This window comes from Edaphobacter lichenicola (assembly GCF_014201315.1).
Lineage (GTDB): Bacteria > Acidobacteriota > Terriglobia > Terriglobales > Acidobacteriaceae > Edaphobacter > Edaphobacter lichenicola_B.
In genome coordinates, this window is sequence record NZ_JACHDY010000006.1 from 167,367 (window position 1) to 190,197 (window position 22,831).

The window sequence follows — 22,831 nt, forward strand, 5'->3', positions numbered from 1 at the left end:
CGCCTGATGACGAGATGCCCGATTGGCAACGTGCGCTTCGTCGCGCGACGTTGAACGGGCCTGATTATCCCAGCCGGCGAATTGCGAGACGGGTTACGTTCTATGTGCTGCTGGGGCTGTCTGCGGTCTTCGGCGCGCTCTGCGGGCTGATGCTGGTCTACTCGATCGATCTGCCGCAGATGGATGACCTGGCGCGGTATCGTCCGAACACTACGACGGAGCTGCTGGATGTGCATGGGAAGCCGTTCGGCTCGTTTGCACTGGAACGTCGCGTGGTGCTGCCGTACTCGGAGTTTCCGACGGTTCTGAAGCAGGCGATTATGTCGATTGAAGACAAGAGTTTTGAGAGCAACTGGGGGGTGAACCTGGTGCGGGCAGTGGGGGCCGCGTATCGGGATCTGCATTCGAGCGGGAAGGCGCAGGGGGCGTCGACGTTGACGATGCAGCTGGCGCGTAATTTGTTTCTCTCGTCGGAGAAGACGTATGGCCGCAAGCTGCAGGAGATCTTCCTGTCGGTGCAGATTGAGCGGCGATTTACGAAGCAGCAGATCTTCGAGCTGTATGCGAACCAGATCTACCTGGGGCATGGGACGTATGGGTTTGAGGCGGGGTCGGAGTACTTCTTCAACAAGAAGGTGCGGGATCTGACGCTGCCGGAGGCCGCGCTTCTGGCTGCGCTGCCGAAAGGGCCTGAGGCGTATTCGCCGATCAAGTATCCTGACCGCGCGTTGAAGCGCAGAAATCTTGTGCTGAGCGAGATGCTTGCCGACGGCAAGATCACGAAGAAGCAGGCGGAGGCGGCGGAGGCCGAACCGCTGGGGCTGCACCTGGAGCCGCCGGCGAATAGTGTCGCGCCGTATTTTGTGGAAGAGGTGCGAAGGCAGCTGGAGAAGCAGTTTGGCGTGGAAGAGGTTCATGGGGCGGGGCTGAAGGTTTATACGACGCTCGATCTCGATCTGCAGCAGGCGGCGAATAAGGCGATTCTGGATGGCACGGCAACGTATGAGCGGCGGCGTGGGTGGAAGGGAAGGCTGCCGAACGTGGTGCTGGATGGAGCGGATGTGGAGAGCTATCGCCATCCGGACTGGGTGCAGCCGATTGAGAACGGGAGCTATGTTCACGGTGTGGTGACTGCTGTTACTGCGAAGAGGGTGACGGTAAAGCTTGGTGCGCGACAGGCTGTGCTTACCCCGGAAGACTGGAGATGGACGCAGAATGTCGACGGCGATGGTTTCCTGCGCACGGGCGATGTGGTTTATGTGAAGGTGGAGGGTAGTTCGCCGGATGGTTCGCTGAAGGTGTCACTGCAGCAGGATTCGGGCGCGCAGGCTTCGATGATGGCGGTGGATAACTCGACCGGCGAGGTGCTGGCGATGGTGGGGGGCAGGGACTTCGCGTTGTCGCAGTTCAATCGCGCCACGCAGTCACAGCGCCAGGTGGGCTCGTCGTTCAAGCCTTATGTTTATACGACGGCGATTGAGGGTGGGGCTAAGCCTACGGACATCATCGTCGATGGGCCGACGACCTTTCCTACGCCGAACGGACCTTATACACCGCATAACTACGAAGGTGACTATAAAGGTGCGATGTCGCTGACGAATGCGTTCGCCGAATCGAGGAATATTCCTGCGCTGAAGCTGGCGGACCGGTATGGGATCCGCAAGGTGATCGAGACGGCGCATCGCTTTGGGATTACGAGCAATATTCCGGCGTTTCTTCCGGTGGCGATTGGTTCGGCGGATATTTCTCTCGCGGAGCAGGTGAGCGCGTATAGCGTCTTTCCGAACGACGGCATCCGGATTGAACCGCGATACATTCGCAGGATTACGCAGGCCGATGGACTGCCGCTGGATCCGGCTCCGTCGCAGGTGTCGGAGGTTGTCTCGGTGGATACGGCGCGCACGATGATGCAGTTGCTGCAGGCGGTGGTTCGCTTTGGGACGGGGGCTTCGGCTTCGCAGTTGAAGCATCCTCTGGGCGGTAAGACGGGGACGACGAACGACTACACGGATGCGTGGTTTGTCGGATTTTCTCCGTCGATTACGTGTGGGACGTGGATTGGATTTGACGATCGCGAATCGCTTGGGGAAAAAGAGACGGGGGCACGCGCGGCGCTTCCGATGTGGATGGATTTTATGAGGGCCGCGATTGCGACCAGGCCAGATGAGGCGTTTCCGACTGCGGGAGCTGCGAAGAAGAAGCTGGATGTACCGCTTGGCAGCGCGGCAAGCGTAGCTACTCCGGTTCGTCCGCTGGTGAAGAAGCAGGTGGCGGACGATTCTGCGTCAACGAGTGGGGAGAAGGCTAAAGGTGTTCTCACGACTAGTCCTCCGGCTGTCGCAGCGCCATCGGTTCCGGTGGAAAAACCAAAGGCGAATGGGACGTCGCCGCAGGTGATTTATGCGCCGGTGAAGCCTGCTTCGGTGCCCCAGGCGGTTGCGGCGCGTGTGAAGCCGGCAGCTATGTCGGCTAAGCCTGCGGATGAGCGGAGTGGAGTTTCGAATCCACCACCCGACATATATTGAAGTAGCGTTTTGCTTTGGCGACGTCGCGGCCGATCTGTTCTTTTAGCGCTTCGGGATTTGGCCAGCGCATCTCGTCGCGGAGACGACGCAGAAACGTCAGGACGAGCGATGTCGATTCGTTTAGCTCGATTGGGTGGAAGTTGAGCAGGTGGGTTTCTACGGTGAAGGAGTCCGCGCCGAAGGTTGGGCGGTTGCCTACGTTGGTTACTCCGTCGAAGGTTTCGCTCGATGCTCCAGCGCCTACGGTGAGCGAGGTGATGTAGACGCCGTTTGCGGGAAGCAGCTCGGCGTAGGGCGCGAGGTTGATGGTGGGGACGGTGTAGCGGGTGCCGTAGCCGCGGCCTGAGGCGGGTGTGCCGCAGATGGCGAAGCTGCGGCCGAGCAGGGTTCGAACGTGGGTGACGTCGCCTTCGGCGATCATCTGGCGGATGCGGCTTGAAGAGATGGTCTCTCCGCGCAGATGGCGTGGCGCGTAGACGCGCACGGTGAAGCCGAGTTCGCGGCCGAGGGCTTCGAGGTTTTCGATGCCGGCCTCGGCCTGATAGCCGAAGCGGAAGTTTTCACCTTCGTGGAGTTGGGTGACGTGGAGGGCGCGCTGGAGAACCTCGGTGGCGAAGGTGCGGGCCGTCATGCGGGAGAGTTCGCTGGTGAAGGGGAGGACGAGGACTGCGTCGATGCCGGTGGCTGCGAGCAGCTCGAGTTTTTGTGCGAGCGGCGTGATGAGTGGTTGACTGGATTCGGGACGGATGACACGCGCGGGGTGAGGATCGAAGGTGATGGCGATGGAGCGGAGATTTTGTGCGTGAGCTTGCGCTACGACCTCGGCGATGACCCACTGGTGGCCGCGATGGACGCCGTCGAAGTTGCCGATGGTGGCGATGGATGGGCCGAAGTCGGCGGGGATGTCGGCGAGAGAGTTGAAGATGATCATGGCTTCGCTTCGTTCCTTGGTTCTGCGAGAAGAGCCGGTACGCGAGAGGTCGGCGCACCGACAACTCCGTGATGCGCAGGAAGATTGTAAAGAACGGCGTAGTCTTCCCGAGAGTGGGACCCTGCCCAGACGTAGTGCTTCTGGTTGTAGCTTCGAGAAATGACCAATGAGTAGAGTGCTTTATCGTCAGGGTGCACGATGAAGACCGAGAATGGGTCATAGGTGGTCGCATAGGGTTTTGTGGAACCGTTGAAGCCGTCCCCATCCATAACCTGAGAGAGAGTCTCTTTGCCGACTATAAGACCAGCGCCGTCGGGAGTCGATTTAAGTGAAGTGACATCCAGGTGGTCGCGTTCAAGTACTTTGTAAGGATCGCCCGAGGTTGAAAATCCAATGACAAGTAACGCGGCGGCGTCACTCTCTTCGGTTTCGCTGATGAAAAACAGCAGGGTATGCGAGTCAGCATCTGTGCCATATTTGCCAACAAGGAAGTAGCGAGAAGGATTAAGTTTCAGGCCCGGGATATCGATCCAATACCCGAGTGCTCGACGCTCGTCAGGATTTGCTGGGATGCGAGCTATAGGGTTTCTCGCGGTGAAATTAAAGTGCTTGCCTGCGGAATCTACCTGAAAGGAACGAAACGAGGAGTTACCTCCTGGTTTGGTTTGAAACGTAAATGAGATCAGTTTGTTGGTTTCGGGCAAGCTAATGTTGACGGACTCGGCGGCAGCGACTTGACAGGAGGCTATGAGGAGAATCAAGAACTTCCACGCGAGACTCATGCGGCGGTCTCCGGTGCGATCTCGAAGGTGAGCTTGAGGCCGTCGTAGGCGAGACGGATGTGGGGTGGGAGGTCGGCCTCGGTAGCTTCGTGGTCGAGGTCGTGGCTCATGTGGGTGAAGAAGGCTCGGCGCGGCTTTAGTTGTTCGACGAGGGCGACGGATTTGTCGAGATGCGAGTGGCTGGGATGGGGGTCGCGGCGGAGGGCGTCGAGGATGAGGACGTCGAGGTTCTGGAGGAGCGGGAGGCTCTCGGCGGGGATGTCGCTCATGTCGGTGAGATAGGCGGCGTTGCCGAAGCGGTAGCCGGTGATCTGCTCGCGGCCGTGGGTGACGGGGACTCTGCGAAAGCATGCGCCGAAGAGATCGACTCCGGAGCCGGGTGTCGGGTCGATGCGATGGATCTCGACGCGGGCGCTGGTGGGATAGCGATCTTCTTTGCGAAAGGTGTACTCGAAGATGCGCTCGAGGGTCTTTGCGGTGGCGTCGTCGGCGTAGATGGGCAGGTTGCCGTTGCGGCGGAAGCTGAGGGGGCGGAGGTCGTCGAAGCCGAGGACGTGGTCGGCGTGGCCGTGGGTGTAGAGGACGGCGTCGACGCGGTGGATGTTCTCGCGGATGGCCTGGGCGTGGAAGTCGGGGCCGGTGTCGACGAGGATGGTGTGGTGGTTGTAGTCGAGGCGGAGGGAGGGGCGGGTGCGGCGATTGCGCGGGTCGCCGTGGGGAGAGACGGCGGAGGTGCAGACGGCGCAGTCGCAGCCGAGGGTCGGCACCCCCATGGAGGTGCCGGTGCCGAGGAAGGTGAGGGTAGCCTCCATCGTTAGCGGACGATGCTGGGGCCTGCGGGGCCGGGACGGCCTGCGCCGCCGGGGGCTTTGGAGGCTGCGGAGCGGGCGAGCGCCTGCGTGACTTCGAGGAAGGCCATGCGCAGCTCGAAGAGAGCGCTTTCGAGCAGGCGGGACTCTTCGGGGGAGAGATTGCCCTTCGTTTTGTCTCCGAGAACCTGGAGCATGTCGATGCTCTGGCGCGCTCCGAGGATGTCGACCTGGGGCTGCTGGCCCTCCTGCGTGGTGCCGCCGAGCTGCAGGATGGAGGTCATGTAGACGGACTGGACGAGCTGGTCGAAGCTCATGGTGGGGGGGTGGTCCATGCCGGGGTTGGCCGAGCGGATTGCGGTGTCGAGGCGATCGGCGGTCATGTCGTAGGCGCGCTTGGCCTGCTCGGTCTGCTCGGCGGTTAGGGCTGGCGGGAGCTCGGGCTCTTGCGGTGTCTGGGGTGCTGCGGGCTGGGGCGGCGTTGCAGCTGCTGGTTCGGCTGGCCTCGCCTCGCGCTCTTCTCTCTCTGGCGAAGGATCGGCGTCGGGGCGCAGCTCGCCGTCCATGGTGAACTTGCGGCGGTCGGTGACAACGAAGGGCTTGTTCTGATCAGGCATGTTCACACTCTTTCAGGAGGTTCAGATGCAACCGATGGCGCGGAGGCTGCAGGTTGCGAAAAGGGGAGCGAGACCGGATGTGCGATACCGCCGCCGGCGTAGAGGACTGGAAGGCCGCGGTCCAGAGCTTCGCGGCGGATGTAGCCTAGTCCGAAGGGGACGGCCTGGGCTTCGCCTGGTAGCGGGATGGCGGCTACGCTGGTGAGTTCGCCTATTTGTTTGCCGTCGGCTTCGAGCGATGTGCCGGCGGTTGGAAGATCGCCGTCGAGCCTGAAGCCGCTGAAGGTGCGATGGACGTTGCCGCGGGAGCGGATTCGCTCGACGATCTCCTGGCCGAGGTAGCAGCCCTTGGCGAAGTGCAGGGCGCGGGTCTGGCCGGTCTCCTGGGGGAGTTCGCGGTCGCGGATATCGGTTCCGATCTGCGGAGTTCCTTCGAGGATGCGGAGCCATTCGAGGCTTTGATCTTCGCAGGGGGTTACGTCGAAGGTTTGCAGCGCGCTGGTGAGCTTTGTCGTGGTCGCTTCCTCGGCCCACAGCTCGTAGCGCGGCACCAGAGGACTGTATGCGTGCAGGATATCGACTTCGGCGTTGTTCCAGCTAAGCGAGCGCATCGTGAGTGGGGCGAGATCGCCGGTGGGCAGGCCGATTTGCTGTAGGAGCGAGGCTGCTTTGGGACCGGCGACCTGCAGGCCCGATCGCGTGCTGCTGATGTCTGCGAGCTTGACGTCGTCCATGATGATGAATCGGTCGAGCAGAGTTATCAGGGTTGGGATCTGGGGCGAGCTTGTCTCCATGAGGAGATCGTCCGGGCGGGCGAAGATGGTGGCATCGCCCTGGATGCGTCCTTGAACGCTGAGGAGGAAGTTGTAGGTGCCCTCGCCGGGGGCCAATTGGTGGATTGCGTTGGTTACCATCCCGTTCAACCAGCGGACGCGGTCTTCTCCGGTGACTCGGATCCAGCCGGTTTGATTGAGATGCGACAGGCCAACCCCCTGAAGGAGCGCGGCAAGCTGTGTGGCGGAGCCTGGGGCCGGCGAGACGGCGATATCGGATTGTGCTGGTGAACTCATGACGGATTGATGCAAAAAACTTGCGTACACTTGATTATAGCGGTGGATCGAGAGGGTTATGTTGCTGGGAAGGCTTTGGGCCGGGAGCGGGAGTTCGATGAGGATGGTCGCGGCGTTTGCGCTGTGGTCGGCCAGTTTTGCAGCCTATGCCGCGCAGACGGCGACTCCGGGTGTTGCTCAGCCTGCTTCGCCTGCTGTGAGTCAACAGCCGATGACCAAGCAACAGGCGAAGGAGCTCTTTCGCTCTGTGGATGAGATTCTCAGCTTTGTCAGCAGCGACACCAAGCTGCCGATTGAGCATTCGGTGAAGCGCAAACTTATCTCGCGCGATCAGGTTAACCACTACCTCAAAGACAAGTTCGACGAGGATGAGGGCGCCAAGCGCATGGAGCGGTCGGAGGTTGTGCTTAAGAAATTCGGGCTGCTCGATCGCGATTTTCATCTGCGTCCGTTTTTGCTGTCATTGTTGACCGAGCAGGTTGCCGGTTTTTATGACAATAAGACGAAGACCGTCAATCTGCTCGACTGGATTGAGCCTGATGAGCAGAAGCCAGTATTGGCGCATGAATTGACCCACGCTCTGCAGGACCAGAACATCGACCTGACGAAGTGGTCCGACGTGAGTTTGTCCAGCACCTCGCATAACGTGCAGGAGGACAATCATCACCTGCAGATGGATGAGGCAGATACCGCACGGACGGCGGTGGCGGAGGGACAGGCGATGGCGGTCTTTATCGATTACACGCTGCGGTCCTCTGGTAAGACAATTGCCGATGCGCCGGATCTTGCGGACAAGTTGAAGGACCAGGCGACGGACACGGGCGGATCGCCTGTGATGGCACGTGCTCCGCTGCTGCTCCAGGAGTCTTTGCTGTTTCCGTATGGCGAAGGGCTTGGCTTCGAGCAGGCGATTCTGGTCAAGGCCGGCAAAGAGGCGGCGTTCCATGGCGTGCTCGCGAATCCGCCGTCTTCGAGCTTCGAGATCATGAATCCGCAGGCCTACATGGCGCATGCGCCGGTGCCGCTGGTTCGAATTCCGGATATCCATCCGCTGCTCGATCCGGAGTACACGCCCTACGATATCGGCGTGATGGGGGAGCTGGACGTTCGCATTCTTGCCGAGCTGTTTGGCGGGCGGGAACAGGCAAGTGCGTTGGCGCCGGAGTGGAATGGCGGAGTTTACTACGCGGCGCAACGCAAGTCGGCTGTGACCGAGGCGGAGAAGGAGTCGACGGCTTCTATTGGACTGCTTTACTACTCGCGATGGAAGAATGCTGATTCAGCGCGGTCGTTTCTGCGTATCTATGCGGCGCAGATTCCGAGAAAGTACTCGAACGTTGTGGAGCGCAAGAACGATGAGGCCGACGATGCGGAACTGGTGTACTCCACCAATGAGGGAGATGTTCTGATCTCTCGATCGGGAGACTCCGTCTTTATTGGCGAAGGTTTCAACCTGGCGCTGGCACGAAAGCTGCGCGACATAATTGCGAGCATACAGCCTGTGGGACCGATGCAACAGACAGTTGTGCCGGTTATGGAGCCAGCGCTCTCGATGTCGCGAGTTCTGGCGTCTTTCGGCGCGGTCAATGAGAGCGCGCTGCAACGGTATACTTCCAGAGGGGCGAAGTAGCCAGCCGGACCGTGTCCGCCAAAGGGAGCGACAGTATTTTGAAGAAGGCAGAGATTGGAATTATCGGGGGCAGCGGCCTGTATGCCATGCCTGGACTCACCAATGTGCGCGAGGAGCGACTGACGACTCCATTCGGCGAGCCGTCCGATGCTTTTGTTCTGGGTGAACTCGAGGGTCGAAACGTCGCCTTTCTTGCTCGCCATGGACGCGGCCACCGCATTCTGCCGAGCGAGTTGAACTTCCGCGCCAACATTTTTGCGATGAAGATGCTAGGAGTCGATACGATTCTTTCGGTCTCGGCGGTGGGCTCGCTGAAAGAAGAACACAAGCCGACGGACTTCGTAATTCCGGATCAGTTTATCGACCGCACGTTTGCTCGCGCTTCCACGTTTTTTGGCGAGGGGATTGTTGCTCATGTCGCATTTGGCGATCCGATCTGCGCGCCGCTGGCCGAGGTGCTGAAGAAGGCTTGCGATACGGTTGGTGTCGTCGGCAAGCTTGGTGGAACGTATGTCTGCATGGAGGGGCCGCAGTTCTCGACTCGCGCGGAGTCGAATCTTTATCGAAGCTGGGGCGCTGATGTGATTGGGATGACGAATCTGCAGGAGGCGAAGCTCGCTCGCGAGGCGGAGCTCTGCTATGCCACTGTGGCGATGGTCACCGACTACGACTGCTGGCGCGAAGGCCACGACGACGTTACGGTGGATCAGATTGTTGCTGTTATGCATCAGAACGCGGATAACGCATCAAAGGTAGTACGTGCGGCTGTTGCGGCGATGCCGGTGGATATGACAAAAGGCTGCGCGTGTGTCGATGCTTTGAAGTACGCCATTCTTACTGATCGCAAAGTGATTCCAGAAGAGACCAAGCAGAAGCTTTCTTTGCTGCTTGATAGATATCTCTGAGGTCACTCGTTTCGCATCCTAGTTTTGTAACTAGATTAGTTGCTAATATTTATTAGATCGTAGTGCAGAAGGAGTTTATGGCAATTCTCGTTGTAGGTTCGGTAGCGTTCGATAACATTGAAACTCCCCATGGTGCGGTGAAGGATTGCCTGGGCGGGGCGGCAACGCATTTTTCGCTTGCAGCCAGTTACTTTGCGCCGGTACGCGTTATTGCCGTTGTAGGGAAAGACTTCACTGCAGAGCATGAGGCGATCTTTACCCGCCGCGGTATCGACACGAAGGGCATCGAGCGGTCGGAGGGGCTTAGCTTTCACTGGACCGGTTCCTACTCGGGCAATATGGACGAGGCTAAGACTCTCGGCACAGACCTGAATGTCTTCGAGACGTTCGAGCCGAAGATTCCGGATGCGTATAAGGACAGCGAGTATCTGTTTCTTGCGAATATCGATCCTGTGCTGCAGTCGCGCGTGCGGAGCCAGATGCCGAACGTCCGCATGGTTTGCGGCGATACGATGAACTACTGGATTGCCGATCACTCCGCGAATCTTGCGAAGGTGTTGCGCGAGCTTGATGTGCTGCTGATCAATGATGGTGAGGCGCGCATGCTGGCGGGGGAGCGCAACCTGGTCTTGGCGGCAGAGAAGGTTCTTGCGATGGGACCGAAGACGCTGGTGGTCAAACATGGCGAGTATGGCGCGACCGCTTTCTTCAGCGATCGCTCGTTTGCAGGTGGCAGCAAGGCGTTGCGTCCGTTTCGTGCGCCGGCGCTTCCGCTTGCGGAGGTGATTGATCCTACTGGTGCGGGGGACTCGTTTGCCGGAGGCTTCTACGGATATCTCGCGTCGCAGCCTGCGCTGACGCCCGCAGTTCTTCGCACTGCGATGTTCTATGGCGGCGTGATGGGTTCGTTTGCGGTGGAGCGCTTCGGAACCGAGCGGTTGCAAAATGTGTCTCGTGAAGAGATCGATGAACGCTTCAAGCTCTTCCTGGAGATCTCGCACCTTGAACATGCGGGGGTCTAAATCGTCTCGGGGTTCGCGGCTCAACAGGCCGGCGGCATCGACCCTTGCGGGCCGTGCTGCTGGCTCGGGCGCTGCGGAGTTCGATCCGGAAGAGGTGAGGCCGGCGACGCGGCAGGAGACCTTTCCGGTCGCGTTGGGTGCGGTGCTGCTGTCTTTTGTCGCGCTGCTTCTGTCGTACTCGCGCGGATATCTCCTGCTGTATGGTGATGCTGTTGCGCATCTTGGTATTGCTCGACGCATTCTGGACTCACGCAATCCCGGGCTCGTCCAGCTGGGCGGGGTTTGGTTGCCGCTGCCGCATCTGCTGATGCTTCCTTTTGTCCAGAAGGTGGAGTGGTGGCAGAACGGGTTGGCTGGTGCGTGGCCTTCGCTGATCTGCTATATAGCGAGTGTTGCCGGTCTCTATCGGCTGGCGCGTTGGATGATGATTCCTCGCTGGGCTCTGGCGGCGACGGCTCTCTATGCGCTCAACCCGAATCTACTCTACCTTGCGACGACCGCGATGACGGAGCCGTTGTTCCTGATGCTGTTGATCTGGACGACTCTGCTTACCGTTGAATGTGTCGCCGCGATCAAAGAGTCGCGGGTGAGTGCGGTTAAGCGTCGTCTAGTGCTGCTTGCGGTCTTCATCCTGGCGGCTGTGTTTACGCGCTACGACGGCTGGATTCTGGGTGCTGCGGTGTGGTGTGTTGTGACGTTCTCGCTGGCGCGTAGTCGCGAGGTGTGGCGCAAGGTCGCTCCGGTTTTTGTTGTCTTCACGGTGCTGGTGATTGCAGGGCCTATCAATTGGCTGGCCTATAACCAGCACTTCTTTCATGATCCGCTGGACTTCCTGCGTGGGCCTTATTCGGCGGCGGCCATTGAAAAGAAGACGATGCCGCCTAACGGACATCACCATCGTGGATGGCATAATCCTGCGTGGGCACTGTTGTTTTATACGCGCGTGGCGCAGGTTGATGCAGCTTTCTGGGAGACTGGGTTTTTACTGATGGCGGCAGCCGTGGGTGGGTTGATCTTGGCGGTACGCCGTCGCCTTACACTGTCGTCGCTGTTGCTCTGGATGCCGCTGCCTTTCTATGTTTATTCGGTGGCTTACGGTTCAGTGCCGATCTTTATTCCGCAGCTCTGGCCGCACTCCTACTACAACTCGCGCTATGGGATGGAACTGCTGCCGGCGCTGGCGATCTTTACGTTTGTGGCGGTGCAGTGGATGGAGCGAAGGTGGAGCGAGACGCAACCGCTTGCCAGGAGACTGATGCAGCCGGTGACGCTTCTGCTGATCGCTTTGAATACGGTCGGGATGATGTACCGCACGCCGCTGGTGCTCAAAGAGGCGCTTGTCAATTCAACGACTCGCGTAGCGTTTGAGACGGCGCTGGCTCGTCAGCTGGGGGAGTTTCCCTACGGCTCCACGATTTTGATGTACAACTCCGATCACGTCGGAGCGCTTCAGGATGCTGGAATTCCTCTGCGGCAGACCGTCAATGAAGGAGACTACGACAGCTTCCAGGCAGCGCTGGCTACGCCTGCTGAGCACGCGGGCTATGTCGTTGCGATAGCCGGAGATCCGGTGGCGGCGGCCGTTGCGATGCATCCTCAGGGCCTTGACGAGTTGACGATCCTCTGTACGAGCGGCCAGCCCTGTGCACGTATTTACAAGTCTGACCGATTCAGTGTCGCGTCGCCGAAGTAGGGGAGGCCGACTTCCAGATAGCATTGAGGCAGAATAGGAGCACATGATTTCCTTCGTCAAAGCGCATGCCTGCGGTAATGACTTTCTGATCATCGAGGAGCCGCTGGCGCAGCGCCGCCATGCTGAGCTTGCTCGTAAGCTGTGTGCGCGGAACACCAGTGTTGGCGCGGATGGTATTGAGTTTCTTGATCGAACGGCGAACGGCGAATTTTTTCTGCGGCTCTTCAATGCGGATGGCAGCGAGGCGGAGCTCTCCGGCAATGGAACACGTTGTGTGGCCGCTTGGCTGGCGAGCAGCGAGGGGAGGCAGGAGGTTGCGCTTGGCACTCACGGTGGCTTGCGTACTTGTCATGTGATCGAGTCGAACGATCCGCTCTATCTGATCGAGAGCGAGATGGGCGTTCCGCGCGTGATGCAGCGCACGATTGTGATGCCGGGGGTGGGTGAGGTGCCGGGGGCGATGGTGAATGTTGGGAACCCTCACTTCGTTCTCTTTGTCGAGAGCGACGATTTCAGCGCGCATGGCTTGAATTGGCAGGAGCTAGGGGCGCAGATCAGCGTGAGCCCACTGTTTCCGCATGGGACCAACGTTGAGTTTGTTCGGATTCTTTCGCCTTCGGAGATTGCGTTTCGCATCTTTGAGCGAGGCTGTGGGCCTACGACCTCTTCCGGGACGGGAACATGCGCCTCTTCGGCTGCGGCGATGGTGCTTCGTGGGGTGGAGCGGGAGTTGACTGCGGTTGCAGAGGGAGGTCCGCAGCAAACGGTGTGGTCTTCGAACGATGCGGTGATGCGGTTGACGGGGCCGGCGGAGATTATCTGTCATGGCGAGGTTGCGGCTCTGTGACAACTCCCCTTTTCAAACCTCGTGTGCTGCGTTCGGGCGCGACCCTTGCGGTCTTGTCGCCGGCGAGTACTCCGAAGCCGGAGTTGGTGGAGCGCGGCATGGCCTACTTGCAGCGGCTTGGGTACAAGACTGTACTTAGTCCGCACGCGCTGGATAGCGGGCCGCTGTACTATGCGGGCAAACTGGAAGATCGGCTGCGGGACCTTCATGCGGCGTTTGCGAATCCGGAGATCGATGGCATCGTCTGCACGCGGGGCGGTTGGGGATCGGCGGAGTTGCTGCCTCATCTTGATGCGAAGCTGATTCGCTCGAATCCCAAGCCGTTTATCGGGTACAGCGACCATACCTCGCTTCATTGCTGGCTCCACAACGAGGCGAATCTTACTACGTTCTATGGGCCGATGGTGGCGGCTGATTTTTCGCGAGAGGATGGCGTGGACCTCGCGAGTTGGCAGCATAGTCTGACGGGCGATCATGCCTGGGCGCTTGGAGAAGCGGAGGGGCTTCGCGTCTTGCGTGCGGGGCAGGCTGAGGGCTGGGTCGCGGGCGGATGTCTTTCCATCTTCGCGGAGGGGCTCGGTACTCCGTATGCTCCGCACATTGAAAGGAAGAGCATTCTTTTTCTTGAGGATATCGGAACTAAGCCGTATCAGTGGGACCGTATGCTGCTCCATCTTCGCTATGCGGGGATTCTTGAGCACGTGACTGGGATCGTCTTTGGGGATATGGGACAAAACGTTTCGCCGGAGGAAGCGGATTATCTGGAGCAGGCGATTCTTCATGCGCTTCGCGAGTTTGATGGTCCGATCGCCGTCGGGCTGCGATGCGGGCATGTGAGCACGTATAACGTCACGCTTCCGCTGGGTGTCGCCGCGAGACTGGATCTCTCTGATGCGAGGAATCCGCGGATGCACCTTCTCGAAGCAGCGGTCAACGGTTAGGCTGGAGTCTCGCGACATGCAAAATTCCAAACACATTCATCTGATCGGCATCTGCGGTACGGCGATGGCTTCGCTGGCTGGAATGCTGCAGTTGCAGGGGCACCGTGTGACAGGGTCGGATACGGCGGCCTATCCGCCGATGAGCGATCTGCTTGCGTCGCTCAAGATTCCGATTCATGAGCCTTTTTCGGAGAGCAACCTGGCGCCGAGGCCGGACCTAGTTGTGGTGGGAAATGCGATCTCGCGGGGGAACGTCGAGCTTGAATATGTGCTGGATACGCGTATTCCATTCTGCTCGATGGCCTCGATTCTGCATGATGAGTTTTTGCCGGGGCGGGAGTCGTTGGTTGTTGCCGGCACGCATGGTAAGACGACGACTACGAGCATGCTGGCGTGGATCTATGAGGTTGCGTCGCGACAAAATCCTGCGCTGGCGCCGTCGTTTCTGATTGGTGGCGTTGCGGAGAACTTCGGGACGAGCTTTATGGTTCGTTCGACCAGGCCGTTTTTGCTGGAGGGTGATGAGTACGACACCGCCTTCTTCGATAAGGGGCCGAAGTTTCTTCATTACTTTCCCGACGCATTGATTTTGACTCACGTCGAGTTCGATCATGCGGATATCTATGCGGATCTGTCTGCGGTGAAGACTGCGTTCAAGCGGCTGGTCAATCTTGTGCCGGGGCGGGGGCGGATTGTTGCGTTCGATGGCAGTGAGAACGTGAGTGAGTGCGTCGAGAGGGCCTTCTGCGCGGTGGAGCGTTATGGCTTCGATCCTCTGTCGCACTGGCGTCTTGCGGATCTGCGGCATGAGGGGGCGTTGACTCGCTGGACGGTGACACGCGCGGGTGCTCCGTTCGCCAAACTGAGCCTGCCGATGGCAGGAGCGCATAACGCGCTCAATGCTACTGCTGCTGCGGCGCTGGCGGCGGGGCAGGGTGTTCCGGTTGAGGCGATCGTCGAGGCACTGGCGACCTTCAAGAGTGTGAAGCGCAGGCTGGAGGTGCGTTCGGTGGTCGGGGGCGTAACCGTGATCGACGACTTTGCGCATCATCCGACGGCGATTCGTGAGACACTGCGGGCGCTGCGGGAGTCGTATCCTAACCGGCGTCTGTGGGCTGTGCTGGAGCCACGGTCGAATACTCTTCGGCGGAACGTCTTTGAGTTGGATCTGGTGGATAGCCTTGCGCTTGCGGACCGCGTTGTGCTGGCTTCGGTGTTCAAATCGGAGAGCATTCCGGCGGACGAGCGATTGCATCCTGAGCATGTGGTGAGTGCTTTGAATGCACGCGGAGTTCCTGCGAGTCTGCTGGCGGATGCCGACGCGATTGTGAAAGCTGTGGTGCCGGAGTTGCGTGAGGGAGACGTGGTTGCGATTCTCTCCAACGGAGGATTCGGGAATATCTACGCGAAGCTTCCGGCGGCGATTGCGGGCCGGACTACAAGCAGGTAAGGCCGCGGTAGAGGCCCGCTGCGGCTGGTATCCTTGAAGATGGAATGTTCGCAACCCTGAAGCTCGTCTTTGTTTATCTCGCCCTCGGTCCAATCACCGGGATCATTGGCATCCCTTACACGCTGCTGGTTGGAGACGTTAGCAGGCTCTATCGCGTTGCGATGTGGATCACGAACGCGGGGGTACGCGCTGCGGGAATTAAGATCGACATCAGCGGGGTTGAAAATATTCCAGCAGGACGCAGCTGCATCTTTATGAGCAATCATGTCTCGAATCTTGATCCTCCGGTCACGATTCCGCTTCTGCCGGGGCGCAGCTCGGTGCTGCTGAAGCAGGAGCTGATGAATATCCCCATCCTGGGAAAGGCGATGCGGCTGGCGAAGTTTGTGCCGGTGGAGCGGGGGAGCCGCCGCGATGCTGCTCAGGCCAGTGTAGCGGCTGCAGGGGATGCGCTTCGCTCCGGGCTGCACATCCTGGTCTATCCGGAGGGAACGCGCTCGCCGGATGGGCGACTCTCAACCTTCAAGAAGGGGCCATTTTTTCTGGCGCAGGAGACGAAGGCTCTCATTGTTCCGATTGCTATTTCGGGAACGCAGACGATGATGCGAAAGGGCAGCAACGCGATTACGCCTGGGTTGGCGCGGGTTCAACTGCTTCCGGCTATCGAGCCTTCGGACTATGAGACGCGAGAGGAGCTGATGCGGGCAGTCAGGAATGCGATTGCAGCGGCGCTGCCGCCGGAGATGCAGCCGGCGGACTACTTGACGATGGCGTTGTAACCGTCTGTCTGAAGACGCTGCCGCATGGCGTCGGCATCTTTCTTGACGAAGAAGGGCCCGATCTGCACGTGGAGCAGCTTGTCCTGCGGCTCCTTGTGGATGGTTACGCTGTAGCCGCGTTGCTTCAAGGCATTGACGAGAACGTCGGCGTCCTCCTGGTGAGAGACGGCGGCTACCTGGACGATCGCTCCACCTTGTGCGGCGGATGGGATGGGAGCCACCGCTGCGGGCCTGCCGGTTGGCTTGATGGCTGGTTCGGGGCGAAAGTCTGCGGCTACGGCCTTGGCCCTGGCAGGTGTGGGAGCGGGCTGGGTTGCTTCCGTGGGTTGTGTTGCTGAAGCGTCTGGAAGGCTGGAGCGTTGACTCGCGTCCTCGGCAACGATCACTGGCAAGGGGGATGCTGCGTGAGCTGCGAGGCTTCCGGGAGAGGGTTTGGAGGCGGTGGACTCCGGGTTTGAGCTGGTGTTCTCCGCTGTGGTGGCTACAGGCGGGGCCGAACGTCTGCCCAGCGAGTAGCCGAAGCCGAAGAAGACCGCGCAGAGTAGACCGAGTACGAAGAAGATGCCAAGGATGGTGGTGGTGCCAAGCGAGATCTCGCGATCCTGTTCGCGAGAGTCGTGAAGATCCTGCAAGTCGTCGTCGGTTTGGTAGCGGCTGTTCACGGTCAGACCTTCTTCTCCAACGCCGTGTCGGGCGTGAATGTCTTATTGAACAGGTTCATCAGCTCCATTGGAAGGGGAAATACTATGGTGGTATTTTTCTCGACACCTATCTCGGTGAGGGTCTGGAGGTAGCGAAGCTGGAGGGTCATGGGCTGGGTGGCCATGAGTTGGGCGGCCTCGACGAGCTTGGCGGCGGCGTTGAACTCTCCCTCGGCGTGGATGATCTTGGCCCTGCGTTCGCGCTCGGCCTCGGCCTGCTTGGCCATGGCGCGCAGCATGGACTCGGGCATGTCGACCTGTTTGACTTCGACGGAGACGACCTTGACTCCGAAGGGGGCGGTGTGACCGTCGATGATGGTCTGGATGCGGATGTTGAGGGCTTCGCGGTGGGCGAGAAGGCCGTCGAGGTCGACTTCACCGAGGACCGAACGCAGGGTGGTCTGGGCGAACTGTGAGGTTTGATAGATATAGTTGGCGACTTCGATGACGGCCTTGGTGGGGTCGACGACGCGGAGGGTGATGACGGCGTTGACCTTGAGGGTGACGTTGTCGCGGGTGATGACGTCCTGAGGGGGAACCTCCATCGCCTCCTGGCGGAGGCTGACGCGGACGATCTGGTCGAGGGGGCGGAAGATCCAGATGAGACCTGGGCCCGCGGCTGCCTGCTTGACCCGTCCGAGACGGAAGATGACGCCTCGCTCGTACTCTTTGAGGATGTTGAGGGAGTTGACCAGGTAGAGAACTACGATGACGATGGCAAAGAGGAGCGGGAGAGACATCATGGGTAAGACCTCTGTCGGCCAGACTGCTGCCGCCGCTGCGATTGTAAAGCAGGCGCAGCGGCGGCCGGTGCTATTGGCTAGAAGCGGAAGAAAAAGCCGAATCCGGGTTGGAGCTCGGTGGTGCGCTTCTGGATGGTGAGGTAGTTGGTTTCGAAGTCTGGCGCCTTGAAGAACTGCTGGCGGAACTCAGCGCGCGCGCCGAAGTGTTTGTTCAGCATGTAGTCGCCGCCGACGTTGTAGTAGTAGGTGGCGCGTGCCTGCGGCGCCAGGCCTTCGCCGCCGCCGGGCGTGGGGCGGAAGGCGATTGTGCCGGCGCCGCCACCGGCGAAAGGTGCGATTCCGTGAAACTCGCGACGGAAGTGGGCGACGTAACCGAAGGTATACTCCGAGGCGTTCTGCTGGACTCCACCTACCGGTGTCGCTCCAAAGGGCGTGAAGGTCTGGGTGTAGCGGGCGTATCCATAGTTGAACTCGAATCCGACGTACGGCTTGACGGTGTAGCGGATCGTTACCAGAGGACCTACGGTATTGCCGGGGTGGAGATTAACTGCCGTCGGAACAGTGTTGATGACTACGGTGCCGTTGGAGTCTCTGTTGAGGATGGCGGAGGCGACCACGCCGATGTCGAGGCGGGAGAGTTGACGGTCCAGGCCCGATTGTGGGGTGGCCTGTGCGTTGGCGGTTAATCCGGCCGCGGGGAGCAGCAGGCAAAGTACAACGTTCCGAACCCAGGTCGGGCGAGACACATTCAACATCAAGAAAAGACTCCCTTATCCAAAAACTACTGTTCTTTCAGTCTACTCTGGCGCGGAGGCTGATGGGGGCTTCGACGATGCGTCAAACGGGCTTATTGGCGGGTTCGACGATCAGGGTCAGGCCGTCGAGGTCGCGCACTGAGACCAGAGAGCCTACGGGGAGTGAGTCCTGGCCCCGGAGGGAGGCCTGCCAGAGCTCGCCGCGGATCTCCACCTGGCCGGCGGGGCAGAGGGGGGTGCGGGCGATGGCGGTGCCGCCGATCATGGCCTGCGGGCCGGTGAGGACCTTGCCGCGACGGGCACGAAGCGCTATCCAGGCCAGGCCGAAGGAGATGCTGCCGAAGCCGAGGCCCGCGCCCAGGGCGGTTGCGAGATGGACGCGGAGCTCGGGGATGGGGCCGTCGACCAAGGTGGCAAGGCCGAAGATGAGCGCGGCGATGCCGACTGCTGCTAACACGCCGTGACTGCTGAACTTGGCTTCGAGGACCATCATGACGACGGCGGCCAACAGAAGAACGATCGCTGTGTGCCGGACGGGGAGAAGGTTTAGCCCGAAGAGACCGAGGAGCACGAAGAGTGTGCCGATGGAGCCCGGGACGACGGTGCCGGGGACGTTGAACTCGAGGTAGATGAGAAGCGCGCCGAGGACTAGCAAGAGCACCGCGATGTCAGGGTTGGTGAGTTTGCTGAGCAGGCGCTCGCGTTGGGAGGGGGCCGTGGAGATGATCTGTGTGCCCTGGAGATGCAGGGTCTGGGTGGTGCCATCGAAGCGATGGATCGTGCGGCCGTCGAGGGCTTTGAGCAGGGAGGCGTCGTCGGCGGAGACCAGGTCGATCAGGTTCAGTTTGAGAGCCTCTTCGTCGCTGTAGGACTTTGAGTTGCGGACGGCGTCCTCGGCGGCAGCGACGTTGCGGCTGCGGCGGGAGGTGAAGGAGCGCAGGAAGGCGGCAGCGTCATTCTCGATCTTTTCTTTGAGGATGGGATCGAGCTGGCGGCCTTCGACGATGGGGTGAGCCGCGCCTGCGTTGGTTCCGGGGGCCATTGCGGAGATGTCGGCTGATTCGAGGAGGAAGAAGCCGGCCGAGCCTGCTCTGCTGCCTGTTGGGGAGATGAAGATGATTACGGGGACGGGCGAGTTTTCGATGGCCTGAACCATGACGCGGGTGGACTCGAGCAGGCCGCCGGGGGTGCCCAGGGAGATCAGGACAGCTTCGGCGTGTTGGCTTGCCGCTTCGTGGAGGCCGCGCTGGAGATAGTCCGCGGTGATGGGCTGGATGGTGTCGTGGATGGTGAGTTTGACGACGGTGCCGGATGCGGCAAAGAGCTTGCCAGGCAGAACGCAGTAGATCGCCATCAAAAGGGAGAGGGCGACTCTTGCGGGGGAGTTCATGGCAGGCTCTGTCCGCGTGCCTGCAGGGCCTGACGCATGCCTTGCGCGGCAGAGTTCATCGGGTCGAGTTTTAGCGCCTTGCTGACGTTGCTCGCTGACGCTGACGGGTCGTTGGTCTGGAGATCAAGACGCGCGAGAACGAGATAAGCCGGGACGTTTGGGCGCAGCATGATGGAACTCTGAGCCTCGGCGCGGGCGTCGGCTGCATTGCCGCTGCGCTCCCGTACCTGGGCGAGGCCGGCGTGAGCTTCTGCACTGGCAGAGTCCGCTGCGATTGCGGTCTGGAACTCCTGCTCGGCTTCGGGGACCAGACCTTGCGAGAGATACTCGTGGCCTTGACGCGTGTACTCGGCAGCCTGTTCCGCTGGTGGCAGGGTGGCCAGACGCATGGCGCGCATTTGATCGAGTTGAAAGGCAGCCTGCCGGAAGGAAGCCTCCGAGTAGGTGCGCCGGATGCGCTCGAGGGGATCGAAGTCAGACGAGGCTTCGGTGTCTGTTGCAGAGGCGGTTGGAGTCGGAGGTCTCCGCCCTGCGCTGATGCTGGTTTTGAGTTGTGCGGCTTCCGTGTCTGCTGGTCGCAGCTTGAGGGTCAGGTCCACTTCGCGCTTGGCTCCTGCGAAGTCGCCCTGGCGAAATAGGGCGACGGCGAGGTTGTAGTGGTAGTCCGGGTCGTTGGGATCGGCCATCGAAGCGCGCTGAAAGAGAGGAACGGCGTTGTGGCCCTGACGGCTGGAGGCGACGGCCTGATTGTTGACGACCTCGGGGAGCGGAAGCCGGCTGGCGACGAAGGAGAAGGCTGATTCGGCCTCGGCGTACTTGGCGGTGTTGAAGCGGGAGAGGCCGATATAGAACCCTGCTTCGAGAGCGCGCCGGTCGGTCGGGGGGATCTTCGCAAACGTAGCCGCGGCCTGGTCGTACTCTCGCTCCGCGTACTGGGCCTTGCCAAGAGCGAGAAGGGCTGCGGGATAGTTCGGGTTCGCCGCGATGGCTGCCTGGAGGCGCTTGACCCTCTCCTGCGAGGTTGGCGCGTCGGTGCCGCGAATGTAGTTCTCAAAGGCGCTTAGCTGGACTCCGCCCGAGGCTGCAAGAAAGGTCTGCTGGGCTACGTTGAAGTGAGGATCGATCTGGCGCGCGACCTTCCACGCAATGGCGTTTTCGACGTCGAAGAGACGATTGAGTTCGCTCGAATCCTGCAATGGCGCGGAGAGTCTGAGGTTTTTGACCTCGAGCACCTGCGCCTGCACCGCGATGCGGCCGTTGATGACGTTGAAGCTGCCTACAATGACAAAGTCGGCGTCGAGATTTTGCGCGATGCGAATGGTGGTCGCGCGCGACGGCCTGAAGTCGATGGGCAGGCCGAGATGGTCGAGCGCGTACTGGCGGTCTTCGCGAGTAATCGTGAGGAAGCCCGCGGAGGTGAGGCGCTGATTCAACGTATCGGGAAACGAATCACCGACCCACGCCAGGGCTGCCTGTCCGGAACGATTGTCGAAGGGAAGAACAAGAACGACGCGGCCACCGGTGTCAGCTGTTTCCGCAGATTGGGAGACTCCGGCAATGCTGCAGAGCAGAAGCAGCGAAAGGAGCATTGGCCGTTGGAGGATCGAGCGAACTTGAAGGCGCTTCGTCACAGATATGAGTATAGAGGGTCAGGGTTTCTGCGGCGGAAGGAGGGACGCTTCAACGATACGGGGGGAAGTGGAGTACAGCGGCCCACTCCCCTCTGCGGTGCGCCTGCCAGACGACTTCGCCGTGGAGGATCGTCGCGACTTCGGAGGGGGAGAGGTCGCGATGGAAGTCGAAGTACTTCGTGTCCGCAGACTCGTTCTGCCGGCCGAGGTTTACGCGATTCGCAGGGGGAGCCCACTTGGTGGAGAAGATGAGCGCTACATCGTAACTCCCAGGATCGGCGGCTGCTTTTCCGATCTGGTCTAGCGAAAAGTTCAGGATGGGCGTGGTCTTGACGGGATGATTGGTGTAGCCGAGCTCAGAACGGTTAAGCTCTGAGGTCGCAGGCCATGCCGTGAGTACCGTCGCCTGAGGGTATTTCAGGTCGATGAAGCGGACCGCCTGCTGATGGAGGACGATGAAGTCGCGGTAGGTGAGGTTGTCCTCGGGCGCGAAGGCATAGGGCGGGTTGATCCAAATGCCGGCGAGGAACGCTGCTGCGCTCAGGGCGGCGAGGAGGAGCCATCGCTCGGGAAGGCGGCGGCGCCAGGTGCTGACGCAGACCAGCAGGATGAGCGGGTACATCGGGAGCAGATAGCGTGTGAGCAGCGCGCCGCCGAGGATGGAGAAGGCGATCCAGTTGGCAAGGAGGATCACGCCGATGGCTTTGAGGGCTGGGCGAGAGATGGGGAGTCGCTTATTGGTTGCGGCGACGGGGAGGAACATCGCGGCGATCATGCACACGACGGGTACGAACATGTTCATGTGCGCAAAGAGGTGGAGGAGGCGATGCCAGAGACAGAGGGCGATGCGGTAGGCGTCGAGGTTTGCGGTGGCGTTGTAGCGGAGGAACTCCGGATTGCCGAAGACGAAGCCGGTGTGGTGATAGTGATACGCATACCAGGCGGCGAGCGGCAGGATTGGAGTCAGGAGTGCGACGATCCAGGAGGAGTGGAGTCTGCGTGACAGAGGCTCGCGGCGATTCTGCAGAAGGAGGGTTGTCTCCCACAGGACAAGCGCTACTGGCGTGACGATGGATGTCTCTTTCGACAGCGCAGCGAGAGAGAACATCACTGCGGCGTAGATCGGATAGATAGGATTCAGCGCGAGTCTCGACGGCGCCTCTGCGGAGTTCTGGTTGAAGTAGAAGGTCAGCCCCCAGAGCGTGAAGGCTGCGGCGAAGATATCAGCGTGAGCGAGTGTGCTCTGTGCGAACCAGATGGGATAGATCGCGGTGAGTAAGACCGTGACTGCAGCGACTGTGGTGTTAGTCAGCGTTCTCGCAAGCTTGAAGACACCGAGCAGACCAGCTGCGGCGACCATGCAAACCAGCGTGCGCGTGCCGCTGACGACGTATCCGGAGAGGTGCCACCAGGCGGCGAGGAGGATCGAAGGAAGCGGCGGGTGAGCGTTGGTGACGGTGCTCTGCGGGATCAGGGTGCCGGTACGGAAGAAGTCCCACGCGGCGGGAATGTAGTAGCCTCCTTCGTCCCAGAAGTAAGGGAGGCGAAGGAGGCGAAAGTGCGAGAGATAGACGGCGACGAAAAAGAGCGGATAGAGCATCCAGAGGGGG

The 22,831-nt window shown here is 60.4% G+C and carries 20 protein-coding genes; 9 read left to right on the forward strand and 11 right to left on the reverse strand.

Annotation, left to right across the window (positions count from 1 at the left end; genetic code table 11):
* Positions 1-14: 14 nt before the first annotated feature.
* The gene (locus HDF09_RS18015; protein WP_183768857.1) at positions 15-2,525 is read left to right on the forward strand and encodes a PBP1A family penicillin-binding protein; all 2,511 of its coding nucleotides are present in this window, start codon (positions 15-17) and stop codon (positions 2,523-2,525) included.
* Here the strand turns inward: HDF09_RS18015 and HDF09_RS18020 are convergent.
* The 5 genes from HDF09_RS18020 to ygfZ are packed head-to-tail and all read right to left on the reverse strand — an operon-like array spanning position 2,470 to position 6,734.
* Complete coding sequence (locus tag HDF09_RS18020) at positions 2,470-3,456, reverse strand: bifunctional riboflavin kinase/FAD synthetase (RefSeq protein ID WP_183768858.1); 987 nt, start codon at positions 3,454-3,456, stop codon at positions 2,470-2,472. The genes HDF09_RS18015 and HDF09_RS18020 overlap by 56 nt on opposite strands.
* On the reverse strand, positions 3,453-4,238 hold the full coding sequence (locus HDF09_RS18025; protein ID WP_183768859.1) for a hypothetical protein: 786 nt from the start codon (positions 4,236-4,238) through the stop codon (positions 3,453-3,455). The genes HDF09_RS18020 and HDF09_RS18025 overlap by 4 nt, the downstream gene beginning before the upstream one ends.
* Positions 4,235-5,050: an MBL fold metallo-hydrolase gene (locus tag HDF09_RS18030; protein ID WP_183768860.1), complete on the reverse strand. Its 816-nt coding sequence runs from the start codon at positions 5,048-5,050 to the stop codon at positions 4,235-4,237. The genes HDF09_RS18025 and HDF09_RS18030 overlap by 4 nt, the downstream gene beginning before the upstream one ends.
* A 2-nt stretch (positions 5,051-5,052) precedes the next feature.
* Positions 5,053-5,664, reverse strand: coding sequence for a DUF1844 domain-containing protein (locus tag HDF09_RS18035; protein ID WP_183768861.1), 612 nt, complete (start codon positions 5,662-5,664; stop codon positions 5,053-5,055).
* Positions 5,665-5,666: 2 nt separating this feature from the next.
* Entirely contained in the window at positions 5,667-6,734 is a 1,068-nt protein-coding gene (ygfZ, locus tag HDF09_RS18040) for a CAF17-like 4Fe-4S cluster assembly/insertion protein YgfZ (RefSeq protein WP_183768862.1), read from the reverse strand.
* A gap of 58 nt (positions 6,735-6,792) precedes the next feature.
* Between ygfZ and HDF09_RS18045 the strand changes: the two genes are divergently transcribed.
* From HDF09_RS18045 to HDF09_RS18080, 8 genes are all read left to right on the forward strand, one after another.
* Positions 6,793-8,364 carry a hypothetical protein gene (locus HDF09_RS18045; protein ID WP_260181718.1) on the forward strand — a complete coding sequence of 524 codons (1,572 nt, stop codon included), beginning with the start codon at positions 6,793-6,795 and terminating at the stop codon, positions 8,362-8,364.
* A 38-nt stretch (positions 8,365-8,402) separates the two neighbouring features.
* A complete protein-coding gene (gene mtnP, locus HDF09_RS18050) occupies positions 8,403-9,269 on the forward strand; it encodes an S-methyl-5'-thioadenosine phosphorylase (RefSeq protein ID WP_183768984.1) in 867 nt (288 codons plus the stop codon).
* Positions 9,270-9,346: 77 nt separating this feature from the next.
* Positions 9,347-10,291 (forward strand): PfkB family carbohydrate kinase, encoded by a 945-nt coding sequence (locus HDF09_RS18055; protein WP_183768863.1) that lies wholly within the window; start codon positions 9,347-9,349, stop codon positions 10,289-10,291.
* Complete coding sequence (locus HDF09_RS18060; protein ID WP_183768985.1) at positions 10,278-11,984, forward strand: glycosyltransferase family 39 protein; 1,707 nt, start codon at positions 10,278-10,280, stop codon at positions 11,982-11,984. Before HDF09_RS18055 ends, HDF09_RS18060 begins: the two co-directional genes overlap by 14 nt.
* Before the next feature lie 43 nt (positions 11,985-12,027).
* Complete coding sequence (gene dapF, locus HDF09_RS18065) at positions 12,028-12,831, forward strand: diaminopimelate epimerase (RefSeq protein WP_183768864.1); 804 nt, start codon at positions 12,028-12,030, stop codon at positions 12,829-12,831.
* Positions 12,828-13,772 (forward strand): S66 peptidase family protein, encoded by a 945-nt coding sequence (locus tag HDF09_RS18070; RefSeq protein WP_311719919.1) that lies wholly within the window; start codon positions 12,828-12,830, stop codon positions 13,770-13,772. The genes dapF and HDF09_RS18070 overlap by 4 nt, the downstream gene beginning before the upstream one ends.
* 16 nt (positions 13,773-13,788) lie before the next feature.
* A complete protein-coding gene (gene mpl / locus HDF09_RS18075; RefSeq protein WP_183768865.1) occupies positions 13,789-15,222 on the forward strand; it encodes a UDP-N-acetylmuramate:L-alanyl-gamma-D-glutamyl-meso-diaminopimelate ligase in 1,434 nt (477 codons plus the stop codon).
* Positions 15,223-15,266: 44 nt separating this feature from the next.
* On the forward strand, positions 15,267-16,001 hold the full coding sequence (locus HDF09_RS18080) for a lysophospholipid acyltransferase family protein (protein ID WP_183768866.1): 735 nt from the start codon (positions 15,267-15,269) through the stop codon (positions 15,999-16,001).
* Here the strand turns inward: HDF09_RS18080 and HDF09_RS21190 are convergent.
* From HDF09_RS21190 to HDF09_RS18110, 6 genes are all read right to left on the reverse strand, one after another.
* Entirely contained in the window at positions 15,980-16,663 is a 684-nt protein-coding gene (locus HDF09_RS21190; protein ID WP_183768867.1) for an SPOR domain-containing protein, read from the reverse strand. The genes HDF09_RS18080 and HDF09_RS21190 overlap by 22 nt on opposite strands.
* A gap of 2 nt (positions 16,664-16,665) precedes the next feature.
* Positions 16,666-17,445, reverse strand: coding sequence for a slipin family protein (locus HDF09_RS18090; protein WP_179637228.1), 780 nt, complete (start codon positions 17,443-17,445; stop codon positions 16,666-16,668).
* A gap of 77 nt (positions 17,446-17,522) precedes the next feature.
* Complete coding sequence (locus tag HDF09_RS18095) at positions 17,523-18,200, reverse strand: outer membrane beta-barrel protein (protein WP_183768868.1); 678 nt, start codon at positions 18,198-18,200, stop codon at positions 17,523-17,525.
* Positions 18,201-18,282: 82 nt separating this feature from the next.
* Positions 18,283-19,590 carry an NfeD family protein gene (locus HDF09_RS18100; protein WP_183768869.1) on the reverse strand — a complete coding sequence of 436 codons (1,308 nt, stop codon included), beginning with the start codon at positions 19,588-19,590 and terminating at the stop codon, positions 18,283-18,285.
* Positions 19,587-21,179: a tetratricopeptide repeat protein gene (locus HDF09_RS18105; protein WP_183768870.1), complete on the reverse strand. Its 1,593-nt coding sequence runs from the start codon at positions 21,177-21,179 to the stop codon at positions 19,587-19,589. The genes HDF09_RS18100 and HDF09_RS18105 overlap by 4 nt, the downstream gene beginning before the upstream one ends.
* A gap of 91 nt (positions 21,180-21,270) precedes the next feature.
* A complete protein-coding gene (locus HDF09_RS18110; protein WP_183768871.1) occupies positions 21,271-22,821 on the reverse strand; it encodes an ArnT family glycosyltransferase in 1,551 nt (516 codons plus the stop codon).
* Positions 22,822-22,831 lie beyond the last annotated feature (10 nt).